At 70.3% G+C, this 24,142-nt stretch carries 22 protein-coding genes; 11 read left to right on the top strand and 11 right to left on the bottom strand.

All coding sequences use genetic code 11. The features are described 5' to 3' along the window. Positions 1-142 precede the first annotated feature (142 nt). Entirely contained in the window at positions 143-1,435 is a 1,293-nt protein-coding gene (locus tag ACWED2_RS46165) for a PhoH family protein (protein WP_091317794.1), read from the bottom strand. 460 nt (positions 1,436-1,895) lie between these two features. Further along, positions 1,896-2,672 carry an isoprenyl transferase gene (locus ACWED2_RS46160; RefSeq protein ID WP_449696866.1) on the bottom strand — a complete coding sequence of 259 codons (777 nt, stop codon included), beginning with the start codon at positions 2,670-2,672 and terminating at the stop codon, positions 1,896-1,898. A 113-nt stretch (positions 2,673-2,785) separates the two neighbouring features. On the opposite strand from ACWED2_RS46160, the gene trhA reads away from it, so the two are divergent. Further along, complete coding sequence (trhA, locus tag ACWED2_RS46155) at positions 2,786-3,427, top strand: PAQR family membrane homeostasis protein TrhA (RefSeq protein WP_449696867.1); 642 nt, start codon at positions 2,786-2,788, stop codon at positions 3,425-3,427. A gap of 123 nt (positions 3,428-3,550) precedes the next feature. On the opposite strand, the gene ACWED2_RS46150 is transcribed toward trhA, so the two are convergent. Continuing rightward, a complete protein-coding gene (locus tag ACWED2_RS46150) occupies positions 3,551-3,901 on the bottom strand; it encodes a hypothetical protein (RefSeq protein ID WP_449696865.1) in 351 nt (116 codons plus the stop codon). Positions 3,902-4,095: 194 nt separating this feature from the next. Then, on the bottom strand, positions 4,096-4,569 hold the full coding sequence (locus tag ACWED2_RS46145) for a carboxymuconolactone decarboxylase family protein (RefSeq protein ID WP_449696864.1): 474 nt from the start codon (positions 4,567-4,569) through the stop codon (positions 4,096-4,098). A 307-nt stretch (positions 4,570-4,876) separates the two neighbouring features. On the opposite strand from ACWED2_RS46145, the gene ACWED2_RS46140 reads away from it, so the two are divergent. Further along, a complete protein-coding gene (locus ACWED2_RS46140) occupies positions 4,877-5,620 on the top strand; it encodes a DUF2382 domain-containing protein (protein ID WP_449696863.1) in 744 nt (247 codons plus the stop codon). A gap of 59 nt (positions 5,621-5,679) precedes the next feature. Here ACWED2_RS46140 and ACWED2_RS46135 read toward each other — a convergent pair whose 3' ends face one another. The 4 genes from ACWED2_RS46135 to ACWED2_RS46120 all read right to left on the bottom strand — a co-directional run bounded on the left by ACWED2_RS46135 (position 5,680) and on the right by ACWED2_RS46120 (position 11,813). After that, positions 5,680-7,569, bottom strand: a complete 1,890-nt coding sequence (locus ACWED2_RS46135) for an acyl-CoA dehydrogenase family protein (RefSeq protein WP_449696862.1) — start codon at positions 7,567-7,569, stop codon at positions 5,680-5,682. An 80-nt stretch (positions 7,570-7,649) separates the two neighbouring features. Continuing rightward, positions 7,650-9,035 carry a glycosyl hydrolase family 28 protein gene (locus tag ACWED2_RS46130; protein WP_449696861.1) on the bottom strand — a complete coding sequence of 462 codons (1,386 nt, stop codon included), beginning with the start codon at positions 9,033-9,035 and terminating at the stop codon, positions 7,650-7,652. 167 nt (positions 9,036-9,202) lie between these two features. Beyond that, entirely contained in the window at positions 9,203-9,760 is a 558-nt protein-coding gene (locus tag ACWED2_RS46125) for a hypothetical protein (RefSeq protein WP_449696860.1), read from the bottom strand. 85 nt (positions 9,761-9,845) lie between these two features. Then, positions 9,846-11,813, bottom strand: coding sequence for a thioredoxin domain-containing protein (locus ACWED2_RS46120; RefSeq protein WP_449696859.1), 1,968 nt, complete (start codon positions 11,811-11,813; stop codon positions 9,846-9,848). A gap of 236 nt (positions 11,814-12,049) precedes the next feature. On the opposite strand from ACWED2_RS46120, the gene ACWED2_RS46115 reads away from it, so the two are divergent. From ACWED2_RS46115 to ACWED2_RS46105, 3 genes are all read left to right on the top strand, one after another. Next, positions 12,050-13,804 carry an RICIN domain-containing protein gene (locus ACWED2_RS46115; protein WP_449696858.1) on the top strand — a complete coding sequence of 585 codons (1,755 nt, stop codon included), beginning with the start codon at positions 12,050-12,052 and terminating at the stop codon, positions 13,802-13,804. Positions 13,805-13,872: 68 nt separating this feature from the next. Further along, positions 13,873-15,240: a 3' terminal RNA ribose 2'-O-methyltransferase Hen1 gene (locus ACWED2_RS46110; RefSeq protein ID WP_449696857.1), complete on the top strand. Its 1,368-nt coding sequence runs from the start codon at positions 13,873-13,875 to the stop codon at positions 15,238-15,240. After that, positions 15,237-17,729 (top strand): polynucleotide kinase-phosphatase, encoded by a 2,493-nt coding sequence (locus ACWED2_RS46105; protein ID WP_449696856.1) that lies wholly within the window; start codon positions 15,237-15,239, stop codon positions 17,727-17,729. The genes ACWED2_RS46110 and ACWED2_RS46105 overlap by 4 nt, the downstream gene beginning before the upstream one ends. Before the next feature lie 74 nt (positions 17,730-17,803). On the opposite strand, the gene ACWED2_RS46100 is transcribed toward ACWED2_RS46105, so the two are convergent. After that, complete coding sequence (locus ACWED2_RS46100) at positions 17,804-18,127, bottom strand: hypothetical protein (RefSeq protein ID WP_449696855.1); 324 nt, start codon at positions 18,125-18,127, stop codon at positions 17,804-17,806. After that, positions 18,124-19,044: a mycothiol conjugate amidase Mca gene (mca, locus tag ACWED2_RS46095; RefSeq protein WP_449696854.1), complete on the bottom strand. Its 921-nt coding sequence runs from the start codon at positions 19,042-19,044 to the stop codon at positions 18,124-18,126. Before mca ends, ACWED2_RS46100 begins: the two co-directional genes overlap by 4 nt. A gap of 134 nt (positions 19,045-19,178) precedes the next feature. Between mca and ACWED2_RS46090 the strand changes: the two genes are divergently transcribed. The 3 genes from ACWED2_RS46090 to ACWED2_RS46080 all read left to right on the top strand — a co-directional run bounded on the left by ACWED2_RS46090 (position 19,179) and on the right by ACWED2_RS46080 (position 21,183). Further along, entirely contained in the window at positions 19,179-19,622 is a 444-nt protein-coding gene (locus ACWED2_RS46090; RefSeq protein WP_449696853.1) for a DUF4307 domain-containing protein, read from the top strand. Positions 19,623-19,817: 195 nt separating this feature from the next. Next, entirely contained in the window at positions 19,818-20,321 is a 504-nt protein-coding gene (gene greA / locus ACWED2_RS46085; protein WP_206790023.1) for a transcription elongation factor GreA, read from the top strand. Positions 20,322-20,370: 49 nt separating this feature from the next. Further along, positions 20,371-21,183, top strand: coding sequence for an MBL fold metallo-hydrolase (locus ACWED2_RS46080; protein WP_449696852.1), 813 nt, complete (start codon positions 20,371-20,373; stop codon positions 21,181-21,183). A gap of 4 nt (positions 21,184-21,187) precedes the next feature. Here ACWED2_RS46080 and ACWED2_RS46075 read toward each other — a convergent pair whose 3' ends face one another. Next, on the bottom strand, positions 21,188-21,661 hold the full coding sequence (locus ACWED2_RS46075; protein WP_449696851.1) for an Lrp/AsnC family transcriptional regulator: 474 nt from the start codon (positions 21,659-21,661) through the stop codon (positions 21,188-21,190). Between the two features lie 108 nt (positions 21,662-21,769). Between ACWED2_RS46075 and hppD the strand changes: the two genes are divergently transcribed. The 3 genes from hppD (at position 21,770) to ACWED2_RS46060 (ending at position 24,006) form a co-directional block, all read left to right on the top strand. Continuing rightward, entirely contained in the window at positions 21,770-22,969 is a 1,200-nt protein-coding gene (hppD, locus tag ACWED2_RS46070) for a 4-hydroxyphenylpyruvate dioxygenase (RefSeq protein WP_449696850.1), read from the top strand. A 165-nt stretch (positions 22,970-23,134) separates the two neighbouring features. Then, on the top strand, positions 23,135-23,686 hold the full coding sequence (locus tag ACWED2_RS46065) for a YbaB/EbfC family nucleoid-associated protein (RefSeq protein WP_449696849.1): 552 nt from the start codon (positions 23,135-23,137) through the stop codon (positions 23,684-23,686). An 11-nt stretch (positions 23,687-23,697) separates the two neighbouring features. Continuing rightward, on the top strand, positions 23,698-24,006 hold the full coding sequence (locus ACWED2_RS46060; protein ID WP_449696848.1) for a type VII secretion target: 309 nt from the start codon (positions 23,698-23,700) through the stop codon (positions 24,004-24,006). The last annotated feature ends 136 nt before the right edge of the window (positions 24,007-24,142 follow it).

Here is a 24,142-nt window from a genome sequence, read left to right as displayed (position 1 = left end):
ACCGCTACAGCCTCGCGGACTTCGGCTTGACGGCCGAGGAAGTCGACGAACGCTTCGCGAGCTACCTGGCCGCCCACGGCTCGTGAGTGGTAATTAGGGTTAGAACCCTAATTACCACTCACGACAAGCCGCGGCAGACTGCTCAGCCGTGGTCCTCCAGCATCTCGGTGACCAGGGCGGCGATCGGCGACCGCTCCGAACGCGTCAGCGTGACGTGCGCGAACAGCGGGTGCCCCTTGAGCTTCTCGATCACCGCCGAGACGCCGTCGTGCCGCCCGACGCGCAGGTTGTCACGCTGGGCGACGTCGTGCGTGAGCACCACCCGCGACGCCGTGCCGAGCCGCGAGAGCACCGTGAGCAGGACGTTGCGCTCCAGCGACTGCGCCTCGTCGACGATCACGAACGTGTCGTGCAGCGAGCGGCCGCGGATGTGCGTCAGCGGGAGCACCTCCAGCATGCCGCGGTCGAAGACCTCGTCGAGGACGTCCTGGCTGACCAGCGCGCCGAGGGTGTCGAACACCGCCTGCGCCCACGGCTGCATCTTCTCGCTCTCGGACCCGGGCAGGTACCCGAGGTCCTGGCCGCCGACCGCGTAGACCGGCCGGAACACCACGACCTTGCGGTGCTGACGGCGTTCCATCACCGCCTCGAGGCCGGCGCAGAGGGCGAGCGCCGACTTGCCGGTGCCGGCGCGACCGCCCAGCGAGACGATCCCGACGTCGGAGTCGAGCAGCAGGTCGAGCGCGACGCGCTGCTCGGCGCTGCGGCCGTGCAGGCCGAACGCCTCGCGGTCGCCCCGGACGAGCCGGATGCGCTTGTCCGCCGTGATCCGCCCGAGCGCGCTGGAGCTGCCCGCGAGCAGCCGCAGCCCGGTGTGGCAGGGCAGCTCGGCGAGCTCGTCCATGCCCCACTCGACCGGGTCGACGGTGCTGCCGCCGAACAGTGCGTCGATGACGTCCTGCTGAACGTCGACGTCCGCCATGCCGGTCCAGCCCGACGGCGTCACTTCCTGCGCGCGGTACTCGTCCGCCTCGAGACCGACGGCCCCGGCCTTGACCCGCAGCGGGATGTCCTTCGTCACCAGCGTGACCGCCTGGTTCTCCGCCGCGAGGTTGAGCGCGCAGGCGAGGATCCGGTGGTCGTTGGAGTCGGTCCGGAACCCGGACGGGAGCACCGACGGGTCCGAGTGGTTCAGCTCCACCTGCAGCGTGCCGCCGTGGTCCCCGATGGGGAGCGGCGCGTCGAGCCTGCCGTACTGCCGGCGCAGGTCGTCGAGCATGCGCAGGGATTCCCGGGCGAACCAGCCGAGCTCCGGGTGGTGGCGCTTCGCCTCCAGTTCACTGATGACGACCAGCGGCAGCACGACAGCGTGCTCGGCGAACCGAGTGACCGCCCACGGGTCCGAAAGGAGGACCGACGTGTCGAGCACGTACATGTGCTGCTGGGATTCGGGCGAGGTCGAGGCTTTCTCCGGGCCAGGAACGGCACCGGTCGAAGAGTGGCCAGAGGCCTTACGGGGCAAACGCTGCGCAGTCACGACGGCATCTCCCTCGAGGGCGTGTGCACCTCACGCCCGCACTCGCTGGGCCGGGCACCTCCCTGGCTGGACCACTCCTCCTGACGAGTGCGTCAGGTGGCGCGGCCACGAGGGCCGGGTGCCGGCCCCCTCGAGCGTCTCGTGGGCGGCTGAGCCGCCCCCTCGATCACCGCCACGACCAGGGCCTCCCGCGAGGACCCGCACGGAACGCGCGCCCTCACCTCGGAAGGTACCCACGAATGCGGCGGCGCGCAGGGAGCCAACACGGTGATTCGCCAGATCGTCACCTCACCGTCGGTCGTCCGAAATCAACTCTGGGTGTGCCCCAGGGCCGTTGACCAGCGGCTTTGCCGGTGCTTTACGAGCCGAACCGGCGGTGCCGCCAGGCGTAGTCGCGGATGGCACGCAGGAAGTCGACCCGGCGGAAGGCGGGCCAGTAGGCCTCGGTGAACCAGAACTCCGAGTGCGCGGACTGCCACAGCAGGAAACCGGACAGCCGCTGCTCGCCCGAGGTGCGGATGATCAGGTCCGGGTCCGGCTGGCCCGAGGTGTAGAGGTGCTCGGAGATGTGGTCGACGTCGAGGATCTTCGCCAGCTCGTGAATGGACGTTCCCTCGTCGGCGTGCTGCAGCAGCAGCTTCCGCACGGCGTCGGCGATCTCCTGGCGCCCGCCGTAGCCGACCGCGATGTTGACCTCCATCCCGGTCCGCCCTTCGGTCCGGGCGGCGGCTTCGCTGAGCCGTTTGGCGACCTCGGCGGGCAGCAGGTCGAGGGCGCCGACGATCCGCAGCCGCCACGGCGTGCCGGGGGCGGCGAGCTCGTCGGTGACGTCGGTGATGATCTTCAGCAGCGGCGTGAGCTCGTCCGGGTCGCGGTTGAGGTTGTCCGTGGACAGCAGCCACATGGTGACGACCTCGACGTCGGCCTCCTGGCACCAGCTCAGGAAGTCCGCGATCTTCTTCGCCCCGGCCCGGTGCCCGTCCGAAACGTCCGTGAAGCCCGCTTCCCGGGCCCACCGGCGGTTGCCGTCGAGCATGATGGCGATGTGCCGCGGATGCCGCCCGGCGGCCTGCTGGATGAGGCGCCTGCCGTAGGCGCTGTACACGACGTCGGACAAGAAGGAGCGAACACTCACGTCGAGTCAGCGTACGCACCCGGTGTGAGGCGTGTGACTTGAGCACTGCCGGAGAACCTACGCTGCCGTAACCTGGAAGCGTGAGCCTGACGACGGAACCACCCGAACCCGTAGTGGATCTCCGCCCCCGGCTGCGCGGGCACATCCACTTCTGGACGTTCTTCGGCGCCCTCGCCGCGGCGGCCGCGCTGATCAGCCTGGCGGCGTCCACAGTGTCCCCGGTCGCCGCGCTGGCGACTTCGGTCTACGGCTTGACGGTGCTCGGCCTGTTCGGGGTCAGCGCGCTGTACCACCGGCGGTTCTGGAGCCCGCGGGCGTACAAGTGGATGAAGCGTGCCGACCACTCGATGATCTTCTTGTTCATCGCCGGCACGTATACACCGTTCACGCTGCTGGCGATGTCGAAGCCGACGGGGTACGTGATCCTGTCGATCGTCTGGGGCGGGGCGATCGCCGGCGTGGCGTTGAAGATGCTGTGGCCGCACGCGCCGCGGTGGCTCGGGGTGCCGATCTACATCGCACTGGGCTGGGTCGCGGTGTTCGTGTTCCCCGAGCTGGCTTCGCACGCCGGGGTCGCCGCGCTGGTCCTGCTGTGCGTCGGCGGGCTGTTCTACACGCTGGGCGCGGTGTTCTACGCCGTGAAGTGGCCGAACCACTGGCCGGACACCTTCGGGTACCACGAGTTCTTCCACGCCTGCACGGTGCTGGCGGCTGTTTCGCACTACATCGCGATCTGGCTGGCCATGTACGCCTGACCCGGAAACGCGGAAGCGTGGCCCCCGCTCGGCATCGAGCGGGGGCCACGCTTCTGTCAGCAGAAGACCGACCGCGGTTGGTTGGTGCACACTCGATCAACCAGCCACGACGCTTCTTTCTTGTCAGCCGGCCGAGTTGCCGTTGCAGGCGACGTACGACGGGTTGTGGTCGACGGTCAGCAGCTCCAGCGGGCCGTTCCACTGCCAGGGCAGCAGGCACGCGTTGTTCAGGATGCTGATGCCACCGTGACCGCCGCCGGTGGAGTTGTTGTTGCACGCCGCGTACGACGGGGCGTGGCCCGCGTGCAGCGCCTCGATGGGACCGTTCCACTGCCACGGAGCCGCGCACAGGTTGTCGCCGATGCTGATGCCACCGCCACCCGGGTGGTGACCCTCACCGGCGGAAGCCGGCGCGGCAACAGCAAGCATGGCGCCACCGATGATCGCGGCTGCGAAGAGCGTCTTTTTCATCATGGTAAAATCATCGGGCGATTCCGCGCCGTCCTTTATCGACATCACTCGATGGTTTGGACAACATCACCCGTCCCGGCACTCAACCAAGTTACGCCGGGCGGTGTCCACAGTGGTGTGCCACGGTTGGGGGTTCCACCTCCGTGCGGTCGTCACCATCGAAGCTGGTCCGGCGCCGCACGGCAGGCGGAGCGCCCTCAGCCGAACATCCCGGGCTGGTACTCCCCCGCCGGGTTGCGGGCGATCACGTTCAGCCGGTTCCACGCGTTGATCGTCGCCACCAGGGCGATCAGCGCGCCGATCTGCTCGTCGTCGTAGTGCTTGCGCACCGCGGCCCACGTCTCGTCGGTGACGCCGGTGTGCGTGTCCGCCAGGCGGGTGCCCTCCTCCGCCAGCGCCAAGGCCGCGCGCTCGGCCTCGGTGAACACCACCGCTTCCCGCCACGCCGCCACCATCGCCAGGCGGACCGGCGTCTCGCCGGCCGCCGCCGCGTCCTTCGTGTGCATGTCGAGGCACATGCCGCAGCCGTTGATCTGGCTCGCGCGGATCTTCACGAGCTCCTGCGTCGCGTGCGGCAGCGAGGACTCCTCGACCGGGCGGGAGGCCGCGATCAGGCGCTTGACGAACTTGCCGGTGATCTCGTTCTCGAACAGGTTGATCCGGGCTTCCATGGCCGTTCCCCTTCCATCGTCTGCTTCACCCCCTTGACGACCCGCGCGACGGCGTTGTGACAGCGCCGCGGGTGACGCCGGTCACGCCCGGTTCAGGTCCACACCTTCGCGTCGCCGCCGCGGCGGCCGGTCACGCCGGCGACACCGCGCCGACCTGCGGGCACCGCCGGGCCTGGCCCGCGAAAGGCGCTTCAAACGATCACGTTCAGGGGTCACCCACGGGGACACCACGACGGTTGCCGCGCTCGCCGGCGCGGCCGACGGTGGGCCTCACAGCGAACCGACGCGTGGAAGGAGCACGACCGCGATGGCCAGCACCATGCAGCCCGAAGAACTCATCGACAGCGCCGTGGTCGACCCCGAGGGCAACAAGCTCGGGAAGGTCGGCAACGTCTACCTCGCCGACGCGACGCACCAGCCCGAGTGGATCACCGTCAAGACCGGCCTGTTCGGCACCAAGGAAAGCTTCGTCCCGCTCTCCGGCGCGCACACGGACTCCGACGGCATCCACGTCCAGGTCGACAAGGACAGCGTGTCCGACGCACCCCGCATCGACGCCGACGGGCACCTCTCGCCCGAGGAGAGCACCCAGCTCTACCAGCACTACGGCCTGCCGGTGCCGCGCACGTCGCCGGACGGCCGGACGGACCGAGGGAAGGCCGCCATGGGCGGGAAGCGCGACGACCGGGCCATGACCCGCTCCGAGGAACGGCTGAACGTCGGCACCGAGCAGGTCGAGGCCGGGCATGTGCGGCTGCGCAAGTACGTCGTCACCGAAGAGCAGCAGGTCACCGTGCCGGTGCGGCACGAAGAGGTGCGCATCGAACGCGAGCCGGTCACCGGCGGCAGCGGCGGCCGGGCGGAGATCGGCGAGGCCGAGCAGGACATGGTGCTGCACGCGGAGAAGCCCGTGGTGCGCAAGGAAACCGTGCCGGTCGAGCGGGCGCGCCTGCGGAAGGAGACGGTCAGCGACGAGCAGACCGTGTCCGGCAAGGTCCGCAAGGAGCAGTTCGAGGTCACCGGCGACGACCGCGAGCACCGGCGCTCCTGAGAGCTCCCGGGCGGGTGGCCGGGCCCCGATACCGGCCACCCGTCCGGGTCACCACCGCCTCAGGTCGTCAGCATCGGCGCCGCGAGGAACTGCTCCGGGATCGCGAACGCGTCCACCAGCGTGCGCGCGTGCGGGCGCAGCTCCGCGCACAGCCGGTTCACCGCCGAGGTGACGGCCTTCGCGCGCGACGCCGTCAGGCGGCCGTGGCCCAGGAACCACGCCAGGTCCTCTTCGATCGCCGACAACGCGTACAGGTCGCAGACACGCTCGAGCAGCGTGCGGGCGTCCGGATCTTCGCAGCGCTCGATGGCCGCCGCGAACGCCGCCAGCACCAGGCGCTCGACGTGGACGCGGCCCGCCCGCAGCACGTGGTCCTGCGCCGAGTTGAACACGCCGAACGGGTCGGACGCCGCCTTGCGCAGACGCTTTGCCACGCCCTCGACGACGTGCTCCTCGCGGTCCTCGAACAGCCGGAGCTGCCACTCGCGGCGGAAGAAGACGTCCGAATCGGACCCTTCGGTGAGCGACTCGAGCGCCTTGCGCACCGACGTCCGCTCCAGGATCGTGTTGACCACCTGGTCGGTGAAGAACCGGGCCGTGGCCAGCGGCGAAAGGTCCTCGAAGTCCTGCTTGTAGCTGGTCAGCAGACCCTTCGCGACCAGCTGCAGCAGCACCGTGTTGTCGCCTTCGAACGTCGTGAAGACGTCGGTGTCGGCCTTCAGGCCCGGGAGTATGTTCTCCGCCAGGTAGCCCGCGCCGCCGCAGGCCTCGCGCGCGGCCTGGATCGTCGCCGTCGCGTGCCACGTGTTGAGCGCCTTCAGCCCGGCCGCGCGCGACTCCAGCTCGCGCTGCTCCTCCTCCGGCGCCGACGGGTCGATGTCGTGCAGCTTCGACACGAGCTCTTCCTGCGCGAAGTGCAGCGCGTACGTCTTCGCCAGTGCCGGCAGCAGTTTCCGCTGGTGCCCGAGGTAGTCGAGGACGACGACCTCGTCGCCGTCCGGCTTCATGAACTGGCGCCGGTGCTCGCCGTAGCGGACGGCCAGGGCCAGCGCGCGCTTGGTGGCGCTCCCCGCGCTGCCGCCGACGCTGACCCGGCCGCGGATCAGCGTGCCCAGCATCGTGAAGAACCGGCGGCTGTCGCTCTCGATCGGGCTCGAGTACGTCCCGTCCTCGGCGACGTCACCGAAGCGGTTCAGCAAGGCCTCGCGCGGCACCCGGACGTTGTCGAACGCCAGCCGGCCGTTGTCGACGCCGTTGAGGCCCGCCTTCGGTCCGCAGTCCTCAATGGACACCCCGGGCATCGGGGCACCGTTGTCGTCGCGGATCGGGACGAGGAACGCGTGCACGCCGCGGGATTCGCCGCCGGTCACCAGCTGCGCGAAAACCACCGCCAGCCGGCCGTCACGGGCCGCGTTGCCGATGTATTCCTTGCGCGCCATGGCGTCCGGCGTGTGGATGACGAACCCGCCGTCCACGAAGGTCGCCGTGGTGCGCAGGTGCTGGACGTCGGAGCCGTGGCCGTGCTCGGTCATCGCGAAGCAGCCCAGCGCGTCGAGGTTCATGATCGCGCGCAGGTACCGCTCGTGGTGGCGCTCGGTGCCGAGCAGCTGCACGGCGCCGCCGAACAGGCCCCACTGGACGCCGGCCTTCACCATCAGCGACAGGTCGCCGTAGCCGAGCATTTCGAACGACGTCACCGAGCCGCCGACGTCACCACCGCCGCCGTACGCCGGGTCGAAGCCCAGGCCCGGGCGGTCGGTGGCGGCGAGCGCGCGCAGCTGGTCGAGCACCTGGGCGCGGTGCGCTTCGATGCCGAGGTCCACCGGGTCCCGGAACTCCGCGTCGGCCATCTGCGCCCGCACCCCGCGGCGCAGCTCGGCCCAGCGACCGTCGAGGACGGCGGTCAGTGCGTCCGGATCCACCTTCGAGGGCACTTCGGGGACGTCCACGGCTACCTCCGGAAAGGACGAACGGCAGGCTTCCTACTCGTTGGTAGTAAGCCTGCCGCAGCGCCGCCGATCCCGCAGGTTCAGATCGGCTTGCCGTTCACCGTCACATTCGTGAAGCGCGCGTTGTCCACGTACTTCAGCGTGTTCGACGTGTCGGACACGCCTTTAAACGTGGAATTCGCCACGGCGAACCCGTGCACGTGGGCGTTCGACAGCCCGCTGACGTCGAACGTCTTGCCCGAGATCTTCGTGCTCGAGCAGTTGCTGATCGTGAACGGCCCGAACGACGGGACGTAGCTGCCGGTCTGGCTGTTGTAGGTCGACGTCACGAACACGAAGTTCCGCGCGAAGGTGCCGGAAACGCTGTCGAGGTTGATGTTCTCGGAGAACCCGCCCCGCAGCGTGTTGGACTTCACGTAGAGCGCGAACTTCGTATCCCCCTTGACGGTGAGCTTGTAGGCGTAGACGTTGCGGATCCCGCCGGTCTGCTCGCTGCCGCAGGTGATCGCGCCCCAGTTGCCGTTCATCACGCAGTTCACCACGACGAGGTTCTGGCACGGGACGTTCACCCGGCGCCCGTCGGCGTCGCGGCCGGCCTTGATCGCGATGTTGTCGTCGTGCGCGCCGAGGTTGCAGTTCGCGATGACGACGTGGTCGCACGACTCCGGGTCGCAGCCGTCGGTGTTGCTGTGCGCGGTGCTGGGGTCGGTGCTGACGCCGTCGACCGTGACGTTGCGGCACAGCGTCGGGTGCAGCTGCCAGAACATGGAGTTCTTCAGCGTGATGCCCTGGATCAGCACGTTCTCGCAGGCGTACGGCTCGACGAACGCCGACCGCATGCTGTGCCCGGAGCCCGGCACCACCCGCTTCTCCGGCGCGGTTCCCTTGGCCACCAACGACTCCAGGTACGCGCGGTCGCTGCCCTTGTTCCACGACGACGTGGCCGCCGCGTCGAGCGTGCCGCTGCCGGTGAGACCGATGTTCTTCTCCCCGTAGGCGTAGATCATCGGCGAACGGTTGACGCACTCGATGCCTTCGTAGCGCGTCAGCACGTTCGGGAACTTCGCCGCGTCACCGCTGAACTTGAGCACCGCGCCGGATTCGAGGTGCAGGTCGACGTTGCTCTTCAGGTAGATGGCGCCGGTGAGGAAACTGCCGCCGGACGACACGATGACGTGCCCGCCACCGGCCGCGTTGCAGGCGTCGATCGCCTTCTTGATCGCCGCGGTGTTGTCGGTCTTGCCGTCGTTTTTCGCGCCGTAACCGGTGATCGGGAAACTGCGGTCCGGGAACTGCGGAACCGTCGTGTTCGCGACGATGTCGTTCGCCGCCGGCCACGGGAGCACGGGAACGTCGATCCGAGGCGCCGCCGAGGCCGGTGACAAGGGCACGGCCGGGAGCAGCGGTACCGCCGCCACCGCGAGCCCGCCCTTGATCAGCTGCCGCCGGGTGAACCTGCCGTCCATGGACACTTCCTTCACGGGGAGGACGTGTGCGACGGCGGAACCACGGCACGGACCGTGGGCACGAGCGAACTCTAGGTGAGCCGCGCCGGAAGGTCCAGGCCGTGCCTCGTGAGTGGTAATTGGGGTTCTAACCCGAATTACCACTCACGACAGCCGCGGGAGACCGGTCAGGCCAGGTCGGGGCCCTGGGAACGCAGGTCGTCCACCTTGCTCATCGCCTCGCGCAGCTCGCCCAGCCAGCTGTCCGCGTGCTGGCCGACCAGCCGCACCGCCCACGCCAGCGCGTCCGACCGGGAGCGGGCCACGCCCGCGTCCACCAGGGTGTCCAGCACCAGGCGCTCCGGCTGGCGCAGGCGCGTCATCACCGGTGCCGAGTGCGTCGTGAACAGTGCCGTCGTGCCGCCCAGCCGGGCTCCCCAGGCCACTTTGCGCTGGTAGCGGTGCTCGGCCTGGCGGGCGATCTCGATGCGCTCGTCGCGCGTCTCCTCGCGGTACCGGCTGATCCGGCCCTCCTCGGCCGCCGCGCGGGCCGCGTCGTCCGCGTACTCCTCCGTCAGGGCCGGGAGCTCGCCGACCACGATGATCTCCTCGCGGTCGACCGTGATCTCCGGTGCGCCGGTGAACCAGCCGTCGGGCAGGCGCCCGCCGAACCAGGCCGCCGCGTCCCCCGCCGACGGGACCTCGGTCTGCTGCCAGCCCCCGCTTCCGCGCCATCCGCGTCCCATGACTTACCTCCGGGATTACATGATTACAACGCTACCGAAGTTACGCCGAAATCAGGGCGACAGACACCGCGTTCACCCAGGGCGATCAGAGCTGGGCGGTCAGCTCCTCGACCGACGTCACCGGGCGGTCGCAGACGTACCCCCGGCAGACGTACGCCGCCGGGGTACCGGCCACCAGCGGGCGGTCGGCCAGCAGCGGCACGCCCGGCGCGTCCGGCTCGCCCGCCAGCACGATCCCTCCGCCGTGCACGCCCCGGGCCGCGGCCAGCCGCAACGCGCTGTCCGCACCCACCACCGCGACCTGCACCGGGCCGGCCTGCAGTGCTTCCGCCACCGACAGCCAGTGCCCGGCGAACCGCGGCACCCGCCCGGCCAGCACCCCGGCCCGCCGCAGCGCCTGCTCGGCCGCCTCCCGGTACCGGCCCGCATCGGCGTGCCCCGCCAGCGCGGACGCCGTCAGCAGCGCCCCGGCCAGCGCAGACGCCCCCGACGGGCTCGCGTTGTCGCCCGGGTCGGCCGGGCGCTGGACCAGCGTCTCGGCGTCGTCGGCCGTGTCGAAGTACGCGCCGGGGACGTCCGGGGACGCGAAGTGCGCCAGCGCCAGGTCGAGCAGGCGGGTCGCTTCGGTGAGCCACTTCGCCTCGCCGGTCGCCTGGTGCAGCGCCAGCAACCCGTCGGCGACACAGGCGTAGTCCTCCAGCACCCCCGCGGATTCGCCGACGACGCCGTCGCGCGAAGACCGCCGCAGCCGTCCGTCGACGACGTGCACCTGGAGCAGCAGCTCGGCAGCCCCACGGGCCCACTCGATCCACTGTGGCCGGTCCAGGGCCACCCCGGCCTCGGCGAGAGCCGTGATCGCCAGGCCGTTCCAGGACGCGATCACCTTGTCGTCCCGACCCGGCTGCGGCCGCTTCGCGCGCGCGTCCAGAAGCTTCAGGCGCAGCGACTCGGGCAGGTCGCCGAACAGGCGCAACGTAGAAGCGCCCTCCTCGAAGGTGCCTTCGGGCGTGACGCCGAACAGCTCGGTGGCGGAGTCGTCACCGACCACCTCACGCAGCTGCTCCGGCGTCCAGACGTACGTCAGGCCTTCGACGCCGTCGGTGTCCGCGTCCAGCGAAGACGCGAAGCCCCCTTCGGGTGTCCGCAGGCTTTCGAACAGGAAGCCCGCCGTTCCGTTGGCGACCCGCAACGCCGTCGCCGAGCCGGTGCGCCGCCAGAGGTGGGCGTAAAAACGCAGGAGCAACGCGTTGTCGTACAACATCTTCTCGAAGTGCGGCACGATCCACTCGGCGTCGACGGAGTAGCGCGCGAACCCGCCGGCCAGCTGGTCGTACAGCCCGCCGCGGGCCATCGCCTCGGCCGTCTTGTCCACAAGAGACAGTGCCACCGCGGAACCCGTGCGCTCGTGGTGGCGCAGCAGGAACTCCAGGACCATCGACGGCGGGAACTTCGGCGCCCGGCCGAACCCGCCGTTGACGCTGTCCGCCTCCTGCTGGAGCTTCCCGACCGCGCCGGCGAGCACCGCTTCGTCCACCGCGGACTCCTGGAGCGGCCCGGTCTGCTCGGCGAGGTGCGCGACGATCTGCTTGGCGCCGTCGAGCAGCTCGTCCGGCCGCTCCTGCCACGCTTCGGTGACGGCGGCGAGCAGCTGCCGGAACGACGGCATGCCCGGCCGCGGCGACGGCGGGTAGTAGGTGCCGCAGTGGAACGGCTCGCCGTCCGGGGTGAGGAAGCAGGTCATCGGCCAGCCGCCCTGCCCGGTCATCGCCTGGGTGGCGGCCATGTACACCGCGTCGATGTCCGGCCGCTCCTCGCGGTCGACCTTGATGTTGACGAAGTTCGCGTTCATCAGCGCCGCAGTCCCGGCGTCCTCGAACGACTCGTGCGCCATGACGTGGCACCAGTGGCAGGCGGCGTAGCCGACGGAAAGCAGGATCGGCACGTTCCGCCGCTTCGCCTCGGCGAGCGCGTCCGGCCCCCACGGCCACCAGTCGACCGGGTTCTCCGCGTGCTGGAGCAGGTACGGGCTGGTCGCGCTGGCGAGGCGGTTCATGGTCCCAGGGTCGCACCCGGGAAAACCGGGCGCGCGGCGGCCGCGGGAAATCTCGCGGGCCGCGGCAACCTTTCCCCGGCCGGCGGCAACCCGGTGCCGTCCGGCCGCGCGGCCGGCGTCAGAGGCAGCGACCGAAAGAGAGCACCGACATGTCCCCTCGCCCACCCACGCCGTCTCCGGCGTCCCCCACCGGCGGCGGTCACCCGGCCCGCCGGGGACGGCATCGCGGACGCCGGTTGTTCCAGCGCCGGCTGTTCCAGCGCCGGGGCTTCTGGGCGGCCGTCGTCCTGTCCGTCGCGACCGGTTCCGTGGTCGTGGTCAGCACGGCCTCGGCGGACACCGTCGACCCGAAGTCCTGGTACGTCCTGGTCAACCGCAACAGCGGCCAGGCGCTGGACGGCTTCGCCTACGCCAGGAACGACGGTGCGGCGGCGATCCAGTGGGGCCGGCTCTACGGGGCCAACCAGCAGTGGCGGTTCATCGACGCGGGTGACGGCTACTACCGGCTGCAGAACCGCAACTCCGGCAACGTGCTGGACGACTTCGGCTGGTCGAAGACCGCCGGCTCCGCCATGGTGCAGTGGCACGACCTGAACGGCGCCAACCAGCAGTTCCGCCTGGAGAAGTCGCCGGACGGCCACGTGCGCCTGATCAACCGCTTCAGCGGCATGGCCGTCGAGGTCCCGGCCGGCTCCAAGGCCGCGGGGGCCCGGGTCGCCCAGTACTGGGACTGGGGCGGCCCCAACCAGCAGTGGCAGCTGGTCCCGGCGGGGAGCGTCGGCGGCTCCGACGGCACCGCCACGCCCACGACGTCCACCCCACCGCGCACCAGCGTGACGACGAAGAGCCAGGCCCCGAGCAGCACCCGCCCGTCGACGACGTCGGCGACGCCCACCACCGAGAGCCGTGCTTCGGCGACCCGGTTCATGGGCAGCGACACGCTGCTCATCGGCGGCTCGATGAACGACGCCTCGGCGGCGGCCGCGCCGTTCGACGTCCGGTACAACTACGTCCACAGCCAGCCCGCGCCTTCCTCGGACTACTACACGGCGGCGCGCTGCAAGGCCGAGTGGTCGAGCTGGTGGGGCTGCTGGACCGGCGAAACCACCGCGCCCGGCTTCTACGTGACCTGGGGCGACCAGCACGTGGCCCAGGCCACCTACCAGGGCAAGCCGCGCCCGCAGAAGTACCTCTGGACCTGGTACTCGCTGCGCGACCTCGGGGATGCGGCGGGCCAGGGCGACGGTCCCGGCGAGGTCGTCGCCATCAACCGGACCGACCTGCTCACCCGCTACCTGAACGACTTCCGCTTCTTCCTCCAGAAGATCGGCAAGTCGCCGGACATGATCGACATCGAGCCCGACTTCTGGGGCTACGTCCGCTCCCTCGGCAGCCCGCACCAGGTCCCCGCCCAGGTCAAGGCCTCGAACCCGACGGACTGCGGAACGCAGGAGAACAGCGCCGCCGGCCTGGCCGCCTGCCTGATATCGATGGCGCACAAGTACGCGCCGAACGCGGGCGCGGGGCTGCACCTCACCTGCTGGGACTGGGAAAACAACATCCAGGGGTGCGTGAAGGACTACGCGGAACTCGGCGCGAAGAACGCCGACTTCCTGGTCACCGACGTCTCGGACCGTGACGCCGGCTGGTACGCGAAGCCGGCGAACGGCGGTCGCAACACCTTCTGGACCGACCAGCAGGCCACGGCCACGCTGAAGTTCTACAAGACCATGGCCGAATCGGTGGGCAAGCCCGTGGTCCTGTGGCAGGTCCCGGTGGGCAACATGGCACAGGACAACACCTTCGGCCACTACAAGGACGACAAGGTGGACTACTTCTTCTCGCACCTGGACCAGGTGGCGGACGCGCACGTCGCCGCCATCCTGTTCGGCGCGGGACAGCAGGAACAGACCACGGTCGAGACCGACGGCGGGAACCTGATCAAGAAGACGATCGCCTACCACAATTCGGGCGGGACACCGCTCAAGTAGCCGAAAGGTGACCGCGCGTCCGGGAAAACCGGGCGCGCGGTCACCGGCCGCTCCGCCACACTGTGCCGGTGCTGCTGACCATCACGACGACCCGGAACCCGGCCACCGACCTCGGCTTTCTCCTGCACAAGCACCCGGAGAAGGCGCAGTCGGTCGCGCTGTCGGCCGGCACCGCGCACGTCTTCTACCCGGAGGCGGCGCCGGGCCGCTGCACCGCCGCGCTGTTCGTCGAGATCGATCCCGTCGAGCTCGTCCGCGGCGGCGGGACGTCGCTGACCCAGTACGTCAACGACCGGCCGTACGCCGGGGGCTCGTACCTCGCGGTCGCGCTGCGGGCCGCGTTCACGACCGCGCTCGCGGGCCGGTGCGCCGCGCGGCCCGAACTGGTCGACGAGCGCTTCGACCTGGAGATCCACCTGCCGTCGCTGTCGGCTCGCGGCGGGCCAGAGGTGGTGCACAAGCTGTTCGAGCCGCTCGGCTGGCACGTTTCGGCGACGCCGATCCCGCTCGACCCGGAGTTCCCGCAGTGGGGCGACAGTCGCTATGTCGACTTGCGGCTCACCGGCACCCACCGCGTCGCCGACGCCCTGCGCCACCTCTACGTGCTGCTGCCGGCGCTCGACGGCGACAAGCACTACTGGGTCGGCCAGGACGAGGCCGACAAGCTGCTGCGGGCCGGTGACGGCTGGCTCGCCGCGCACCCCGAGCGGACCCTCATCACGAACCGCTACCTGGAGCGCCGCCGCCCGGTCGTCGCGTACGCGCTTTCGCGGCTGGCCGAGGCGGACGACGTCCCGGCCGAGGCCGAAGCGCTGGTCACGGAGGTGCCGGACAAGCCGGAAAGCCTCGCGTCGCAGCGCCACGGCAGCGTGCTCGCCGCGCTGCGGGCCGTGGGCGCCCGGCGCGTGCTGGACCTCGGCTGCGGCTCCGGCGCGCTGCTGCGCGTCCTCGAGCAGGAGCGGTCGTTCACCGAGATCGTCGGTGTCGACGTGTCGAGCAGCGCGTTGCGCATCGCGGAGAAGCGGCTGAAGGAGGGCTCCCGCGTCACGCTCCGGCAGTCCGCGCTGACCTACGCCGACCCGGCGCTGGCCGGGTTCGACGCCGCCGTGCTCATGGAGGTCGTCGAGCACGTCGACGCCGACCGGCTGCCGGCATTGGAACACGCGGTGTTCGGCGTCGCGGCGCCGCGCACGGTGCTCGTCACGACGCCCAACGCGGAGTACAACCGGCTGTTCGAGTTCCTGCCAACGGGGCATTTCCGGCACGCCGACCACCGGTTCGAATGGACCCGAGCCGAGTTCCGCTCCTGGGCGGACGGCGTCGCGACCCGGCGCGGCTACGACGTCCGGTACCTGCCGATCGGACCGGAGGACCAGGAATCGGGACCGCCGACCCAACTGGCGGTCTTCACCACCCAAAAGGAGGTGGCCGCGTGAAGCTGACCGTCCCCGACATGGCGCTCGTCGTGCTCGTCGGCGCTTCCGGCTCCGGCAAGTCGACGTTCGCGCGCACGCACTTCGCACCGACGCAGGTGCTCTCCAGCGACTTCTTCCGCGGGCTCGTCGCCGACGACGAGAACGACCAGTCGGCCAGCGCCGATGCCTTCGACGCGCTGCACTACGTCGCGGCGAAGCGGCTCGCGGCCGGGCGGACGACCGTCATCGACGCGACAAACGTCCAGCGTGCTTCGCGGGCGAACCTGGTGAAGCTCGCGAAGGAGCACGACGTGCTGCCGACGGCGATCGTGCTGGACCTGCCGCTCGGCGTCTGCGTCGCGCGCAACGCGGGCCGGCCCGACCGCGACTTCGGCGACCACGTGATCCGGCGGCAGCGCGGTGAGCTGCAGCGGTCGCTGAAGTCGTTGGAGCGCGAGGGTTTCCGGCGCGTGCACGTGTTGCGCTCGGAAGCCGAAGTGGCCGAGGCGGAGATCGTCGTCGAGCCGCTGCGCAACGACAAGCGGGAGCTGACCGGGCCGTTCGACGTGATCGGCGACGTCCACGGCTGCGCGGCCGAGCTCGAGGAGCTGCTGGCCGAGCTGGGGTACGCCGACGGCGTGCACCCGGAGGGGCGGACGGCGGTGTTCGTCGGCGACCTCGTCGACCGCGGCCCGGACACCCCGGGCGTGCTGCGCCGGGTGATGGCGATGGCGTCGTCCGGCAACGCGCTGGTCGTGTGCGGCAACCACGAGCAGAAGCTGGTGCGCGCGCTGCACGGGCGGAAGGTCAACGTCGCGCACGGGCTCGCCGAGTCCCTCGAGCAGCTCGGCGCGGAGAGCGAGGAGTTCCGGCGGCAGGTGCACGAGTTCTGCGACGGCCTGATCGCGCACTACGTCCTGGACGGGGGGAAGCTCGTCGTCGCGCACGCCGGGCTGCCGGAGCGGTACCACGGGCGCGCGTCCGGACGGGTGCGCAGCATGGCGCTCTACGGCGACACGACCGGCGAGACCGACGAGTACGGCCTGCCGGTGCGGCTGCCGTGGGCCCGCGACTACCGCGGCTCTGCGACGGTCCTCTACGGGCACACGCCGACGCTCGAGGCGGAGTGGGTCAACAACACCATGTGCCTCGACACCGGCGCCGTCTTCGGCGGGAAGCTGACCGCGCTGCGCTACCCGGAGCGCGAAGTCGTCTCGGTGAAGGCGCACCGGGTCTGGTACGAGCCGTCCCGTCCGCTGGATTCCTCGCGGCCGCTCGCCGGGCGGGAGCCGGCGGTGCTGGAGCTGGCCGACGTCACCGGCAAGCGGATCGTGCAGACCGCGCACCACGGCCGGGTCGGCGTCTCGGCGGAGCAGTCGGCGGCGGCGCTGGAGGTGATGAGCCGGTTCGCGGTCGACCCGCGGTGGCTGGCGTACCTGCCGCCGACGATGGCGCCGTGTTCGACGTCGTCGCGCGCCGGTTACCTGGAGCACCCGGAGGAGGCGTTCGCCGAGTACCGGGCGGCCGGGGTCCAGTCGGTGCTGTGCGAAGAGAAGCACATGGGTTCACGGGCGGTGGTGCTGGTCTGCCGCGACGACGAGGTGGCGTACCGCCGGTTCGGCATCCGCGGCGGCGGCGCGGTGTACACGCGGACCGGGCGCCCGTTCTTCCCGGCGGCGCAGAACGACGCGCTCCTGGCCGACGTGCGCACGGCGGCGGCCGGGCTGTTCGAGGAGCTGGACTCGGGCTGGCTGCTGCTCGACGCCGAGCTCCTGCCGTGGAGCGCGAAGGCCGGCTCGCTCATCGCGGACCAGTACGCATCGGTGGGCGCGGCCGCCGAGGCCGTGCTGCCCGCGGCCGTCTCGGCGTTGACGACGGCGGCGGCACGCGGCATCGACGTCGGCGACCTCCTGGCGCGCACGGCGACCCGCTCCGCCACGGTGGACTCGTACCGAACGGCGTACCGGCGCTACTGCTGGCCGACATCGGGCCTGGACGGCGTGCGGCTGGCGCCGTTCCAGCTGCTGGCGTCCGAAGGGAAGGCCTACCACGACCGGCCGCATTCGTGGCACCTCGCGCAGCTGAACCTCCTGCAGGGTTCGCGCTTCCAGCGCACCCGGACGCTCGAAGTGGACCTGCTGGACGAGGCATCGGTCGCCAGGGGCGTCTCGTGGTGGGAGGAGCTGACGGCGAACGGCGGCGAGGGCATGGTCGTCAAGCCGGCGGCGAACCTGACCAGGGGAACGCGCGGGCTGGTCCAGCCCGGGGTGAAGGTGCGCGGGCGCGAGTACCTGCGGATCATCTACGGCCCGGACTACACGCTGCCGGAGAACCTGGAGCGGTTGCGCAAGCGGGGCCTCAACCGCAAGCGCATGCTGGCGCTGCGCGAGTACGCGCTGGGCTTGGAGGCCCTGGAGCGCGTCGCGCGGAGCGAGCCGCTGTGGCGGGTGCACGAGTGCGTGTTCGCCGTGCTCGCGCTGGAGTCGGACCCGGTGGACCCGCGGCTCTGACCTGCCGGGCTTCTCGTGAGTGGTAATTCGGGTTAGAACCCGAATTACCACTCACGACGACTGCGGCAGGGCACTCAGTCCGATTTGGCCGGGGAGGCGCCGTTCGGCTGCTTCTTCTCCGGCTCCGCCGGGGCCTCGGCCGGCGGCTCGGTGGCCGGCGCCTCCTGCGCGGGCGGGTCGTCGAAGCTGGCCGGGACGCGCTTGAGGTGCTTCGTCATCGACCGGACCAGAAACGCGACCGCGATGAGGAACAGGATCAGCACCAGGAAGCCGACCGGGGAGGACTTGCCGAAGTCCTCCCCCTGCCCGCCGTTGTCGCCGTTGCCCGGCTGCTGCGCCAGCACCAGGGCCGACGCGGTCACCGGAAGCGCCACGCCGGCCGGCAGCGTCAAGCTCATGTGTTCACCTTCTCCTCGGCGCCGACGATGCCGGCGAACAGGTCGTCCTCCGGCAACGTGCTGTCGACCAGCGACTTCACCAGCTCGTACTCCTCGGTCGGCCAGACCTCGCGCTGCATCTCCCGCGGCACGGCGAACCAGCGGCTGGTCGGGTCGATCTGCGTGGCGTGCGCCTTCAGCGCCTCGTCCCGCGCCTCGAAGTATTCACCGCACTCGACGCGGGTCGTCACCCGCTCCATCACATCGCCCCGGTCGGGGTCCCAGTTCGCCAGCCACTCGGTGTACGGCGACTCCAGCCCGGCCGCCTTCAGCGCCTCGTCGAACAGCACCATCCGGGCGCGCGAGAAGCCGTGCATGTAGTACAGCTTCAGCGGCTGCCACGGCTCGCCGGCGTCGGGGAAGCGGGCCGGGTCCGGCGCCGCGTCCCACGCCGCCATCGACACCTCGTGGGTGCGGATGTGGTCGGGGTGCGGGTAGCCGCCGTTCTCGTCGTACGTGGTGATCACGTGCGGGCGGAACTCCCGGATCACCCGCACCAGCGCCTCGGTGGACTCCTCCAGCGGCACGACGGCGAACGAGCCCTCGGGCACCGGCGGCAGCGGGTCGCCCTCCGGCAGGCCGGAGTCGACGAAGCCCAGCCAGCGCTGGCTCACGCCGAGGATCTTGGCCGCGCGCGCCATCTCCTCGCGGCGGATCTCGGCCATGTTCGCCAGCACCTCGGGCCGGTCCATGGCCGGGTTCAGGATGCTGCCGGCTTCGCCCCCGGTGCACGTGACGACCAGCACCTCGTGACCCTCGGCGGCATAGCGGGCCATGGTGGCGGCACCCTTGCTCGACTCGTCGTCCGGGTGCGCGTGCACGGCCATCAGGCGCAGGCGCGGTTTGGCGGTGTTCCTCTGCTCGTCGGCGTCCACCATGCTCCGAACGACTCCCCTTCCACCCTTATTCCGCGACCCACCTGCGGGCCGCCCACCCAGCGGGCGGATACTCGAGACGTACCCGCGTCACCATTGTCCTCACGGGTACGACAGGAACGAGCAGGAGGCCCGGGTTGGCAGGCGGACCGGCGGGAACGGCAGCGCCCGCGCTGCTGGCGGACCGGTACGGCTCCGGGCGCGCGAAGACGTCCCGGCGCTGGCGGCGCTGGCTCTTCCTGGCCATCGCCCTGCTGGTCAGCGGCCTGATCGCGTGGGTCGCGTACGTCAACCTCGGTGCGGCGCCGATCGACGCCGAGCGCATCGCGTTCAGCGCGAAACCGGGCAACGCGATGGAAATCACCATCAACGTCACCCGTGACGACAACAACCGGCCGGGCGTCTGCGTCGTCCGTGCCCGCGACAAGACCGGCGCCGAGAGCGGCCGCAAAGAGCTCCTGATCCCCGCCGGCGTGAAGTACAGCAGGATGAGCACGACGATCAAGAGCATCGGGGAACCGGTGACCGCCGACGTCTTCGGCTGCTCGTACGACATACCACGCTATCTGTCAACCCCATAGCGGCCAACGGGGTGAACCGCGCGCTCAACGCCCAGGGCGCGGGGAAATAACGGGCGTCGACCTCTCGCGCCGTGATACTCTGACCCCTCAGCACGGCCCGCGACGGGCCGTGTTTTTCCTTTATCTCAGCCACGCGGGCACCTACGCCCGCGTGGGCCGGCTTGAACACGCAAGCCTGGCAGGCCCGACGAGGAGATGGTGACCGTGAGCGACACCAAGGTGACCTGGCTCACCCAGGATGCCTACGACCGGCTCAAGCACGAGCTCGACGAAATGATCGAGAACCGGCCGGTCATCGCCGCGCGCATCAACGACAGCCGCGAAGAAGGTGACCTCAAGGAAAACGGCGGTTACCACGCGGCTCGCGAGGAGCAGGGCCAGGCCGAAGCGCGCATCCGGCACCTGCAGGAGCTGCTGCGCTCGGCCAAGGTCGGCGAAGCGCCCGCGAACGACGGCACCGCCGGGCCCGGCAAGGTGCTCACCGTCCGGTACGAGGGTGACGACGAGGACGAGAAGTTCCTGCTCGCCACCCGCGAAGAGGGCGCCGAAGGCGAGCTCGACGTGTACTCCCCGGAGTCGCCGCTGGGCAAGGCCCTGCTCGGCGCCAAGGAGGGCGAGTCCCGCGAGTACGAGCTGCCCAACGGCAAGGTCCAGAAGGTGACGCTCGTCAAGGCGGTTCCGTACACCGACGCGAAGTAAGGACGGTTAGCGTGTCCTCCCAGGATCCACATTCTGGGAGGACAGCACCGTGAGCACCGAACCGATCTGCCAGGCGTGCGGCATGCAGTACGCCGTGGCCCGCGACGACTGCCCGATCTGCGAGGACGAGCGCCAGTACGTCCCGCAGTCCGGGCAGCAGTGGACGAACCTTTCTTCGCTCCGCGAGAGCGGCACGTACACCCCGCGGATCGAAGAGCAGGGCCCCGGCATCATCGGCGTCGGCTCGAACCCCGGCTTCGCGATCGGTGAACGCGCGCTGCTGGTGCGGGCGCGGTCCGGCAACTTCCTCTGGGACTGCGCGGCCTACCTCGACGACGCCCTGGTCGGGCAGGTGCGCGACCTGGGCGGGATCACCGGCATCGCGATCAGCCACCCGCACTACTACACGACGATGGTCGAGTGGGCGCGGGCGTTCGACGTGCCGGTCTACCTGCACGAAGCCGACCAGCAGTGGATCGGGCGGCCCGACCCGGCGGTGAAGCTGTGGTCGGGCACCACCCTCGACGTCGCCGACGACCTGCGGCTGATCAACCTTGGCGTGCACTTCGACGGCGGCACGGTGCTGCACTGGCCGGACGGCGAAAACGGGCAGGGCGCGCTGCTGTCCGGCGACATCGTGCAGGTGATCCCGGACCGGACGCACGTCGGCTTCATGTACAGCTACCCGAACCTGGTCCCGGAGCGGCCGAGCGTGGTCCGCCGGGCGGCGGAGCTGCTGGCCGGGTACCGCTTCGAGGCGATCTACGGCGCCTGGTGGGACGCGATCGTGCGGACCGACGGCTTCGAGGTCGTCCAGCGGTCGGCCAAGCGCTACCTGGCCCACGTGGCCGACGAAGGCTGAGCCGTCAGCCCCGCGCGGTCCGCTCCAGCAGGGGGCGGACCCGCGGCGGCACCGGCGTCGACAACGCGATCGACGTCGAGGTGCGCAGGACATCCGGCACCTCCACCACCTTGTCGATCACCCGCTGCAGGTCGTCGTTGCCCCGGGCCACCATCCGGACGAACAGGTCGCCCTGGCCGGTCGTCGCGTGGACCTCGCACACCTCGTCGATCGCGGCCAAGGCCTGCGCCACCTCCGTGCGGCGGCCCTGGGCGATCTCCAGCCACGCGAACGCGGTCAGGCCGTAGCCCATCGCCGCGAGGTCCAGCTCCGGCGGGAAGCCGCCGAGGATGCCGCGCTCGGTCAGGCGGTCGAGGCGGGCCTGGACCGTTCCGCGCGCCACCCCGAGGCGGCGGGCGCACTCCAGCACCCCGAGGCGCGGCGAATCGGTGAGCAACAGCAGCAGCCGCGCATCCAGCGCATCGAGATTCTCCGGCATGCGCAGATTGTCCATCATGACGCCCATGACCGCACATTCACCAAGCAGATTGCCCAGTGAAAACAGAGTCCATTGCTCAACTTGCCTCGCAGGGCTGATCCTTCGGGTATGACCCAGACTGCCGAACCCCAGGGTGCCCTCGACGACGTCAGCTACGACCAGCTGCGTCAGCTGGTCGGGCTCGTCGACCACGACGCCTCGACCGACCCGTTCCCGGTCAAGGCCATGGACGCGGTGGTGTTCATCGCCGGCAACGCCACCCAGACCGCCTGGTACTACCAGATCGCGTTCGGGATGCAGCTCGTCGCGTACTCCGGTCCCGAAACCGGGGACTACGAGCGCAAGTCCTACGTGCTGAAGTCCGGCTCGGCCCGGTTCGTCATCACCGGCGGCGTGCGGCCGGACTCGCCGCTGCTCGACCACCACCGCAAGCACGGCGACGGCGTCATCGACCTGGCGCTGGAGACCACCGACGTCGACAAGTGCATCGAGCACGCGCGGGCCCAGGGCGCGACCATCCTCGAGGAGCCGCACGACGTCTCCGACTCCCACGGCACGGTCCGCGTCGCCGCGATCGCGACCTACGGCGAAACCCGCCACTCGCTGGTCGACCGCACCCGCTACAACGGTGTCTACCTGCCCGGCTACGAGCCGCGCGAGAGCACGATCAAGCGGCCGGAAGGCGCGCCGAAGCGGCTGTTCCAGGCCGTCGACCACTGCGTCGGCAACGTCGAGCTCGGCAAGATGGACTACTGGGTCGACTGGTACCACCGCGTCATGGGCTTCGTGAACATGGCGGAGTTCGTCGGCGACGACATCGCGACCGAGTACTCGGCGCTGATGAGCAAGGTCGTCTCGAACGGCAACCACCGGGTCAAGTTCCCGCTGAACGAGCCGGCCGTCGCGAAGAAGAAGTCGCAGATCGACGAGTACCTCGAGTTCTACGACGGCGCGGGCTGCCAGCACATCGCGCTGGCCACCAACGACATCATCGCCACGGTGACGGCGATGCGCGCCGCCGGCGTCGAGTTCCTCGACACGCCGGACTCCTACTACGACGACCCGGAGCTGCGCGCCCGGATCGGCAACGTGCGCGTGCCGATCGAGACGCTCAAGGAGCACAGCATCCTGGTCGACCGCGACGAGGACGGCTACCTGCTGCAGATCTTCACCAAGCCGATCGGCGACCGCCCGACGGTGTTCTACGAGCTGATCGAGCGGCACGGCTCGCTCGGCTTCGGCAAGGGCAACTTCAAGGCGCTGTTCGAGGCGATCGAGCGTGAGCAGGAGCGCCGAGGCAATCTTTGACGCCGAGGCGCCATCAGCACAGCGCCGAGGCAACCTCTGACATCTCGTCTCGGCGAAGGCCACCGTAGGAGACCTCCGGGTCCCCTATGGTGGCCTTTGACGTGAATCGGGAACCGACGGCGTCCCGGATCCGTCAAGGTGGGGAAGCAGAGAGAAGGGGCCGTGATGCCGGACAGCATCGACGCCAGCGACGCGATGATCGACAACTGGACCAAGCGGCTCGAGGAGAACGCCGCCCGGTACCAGGCGCTGGCCGATCGCATGCAGGGCCAGACGGTCACCGAGCGGTCGAAGGACGGCACCGTCCAGGTGACGATCGATTCGCGTGGGCTGCTGAAGAACCTCGTCATCGCCGAAACCGCGGCCGGCAAGCGGATGGCCGAGGTGTCGGCGCAGGTCATGCAGCTGGTGCAGCGGGCGCAGGCGCGGATCCCGGAGCTGTTGCAGCAGGCGATGACCGAGACCACCGGCACCGGCGACCAGGCCGCGGCGGAGATCGTCCGCGAGGCGCAGAGCACCTTCCCGCAGCCGCCGCCGGAGCCCGAGCCGGCGTTCCCGGAGCCCGACCGCGTCCGCCGGTTCCTGCCGGAGGACACCGACGAGCCACCGCGCACCCCGCCCGCGCCACCCGCGCCGCCTGCTCCGCCGCAGCCGCCGCGGCGCCGTCGTCCGATCGACGACGATGACGACGACTTCGGCGGGCCGATTCTTTCCTGAGGGGGAAACCGATGACGGACGTGGAACTCAGCACCGACCTCACGGCGCACGCGAAGCAGCTCGACGCCATCGGTGACGGGCTGCAGCAGGCCGTCGACGCGGCGAACCAGGTGAGCATGCCGACCGACGCGTACGGCATCCTCTGCCAGCCGTTCCGGATGCTGCTGGACCCGGTGGAGCAGTACGGGATCGACGCGCTCAAGGACGCCGTGCAGGCGATGACGGCGGTTTCGGGCAAGGTCCGCGAGGCCGCGGCGGCGTACCACAAGTACGAGAGCGGCGTCGCCGACGACCTGAACAAGTCCGCGGGCGGTTCGTGATGCCCGAAGGCAACCCGCTCGTCGTCGACGCCAAGAAGGACCCGGACGGGCCGGGCGCGTTCACCGCGGGCAATGGTGATTACGGCTGGGCCGGTGGCATCGGCATCGCCGAGTCGTCGATGGACGCGTTCAACGG

Source organism: Amycolatopsis sp. NPDC005003 (genome assembly GCF_053600695.1).
The sequence above is the reverse complement of the archived record's forward strand: the minus strand, read 5'-3'. Positions and strand labels throughout refer to the sequence as shown.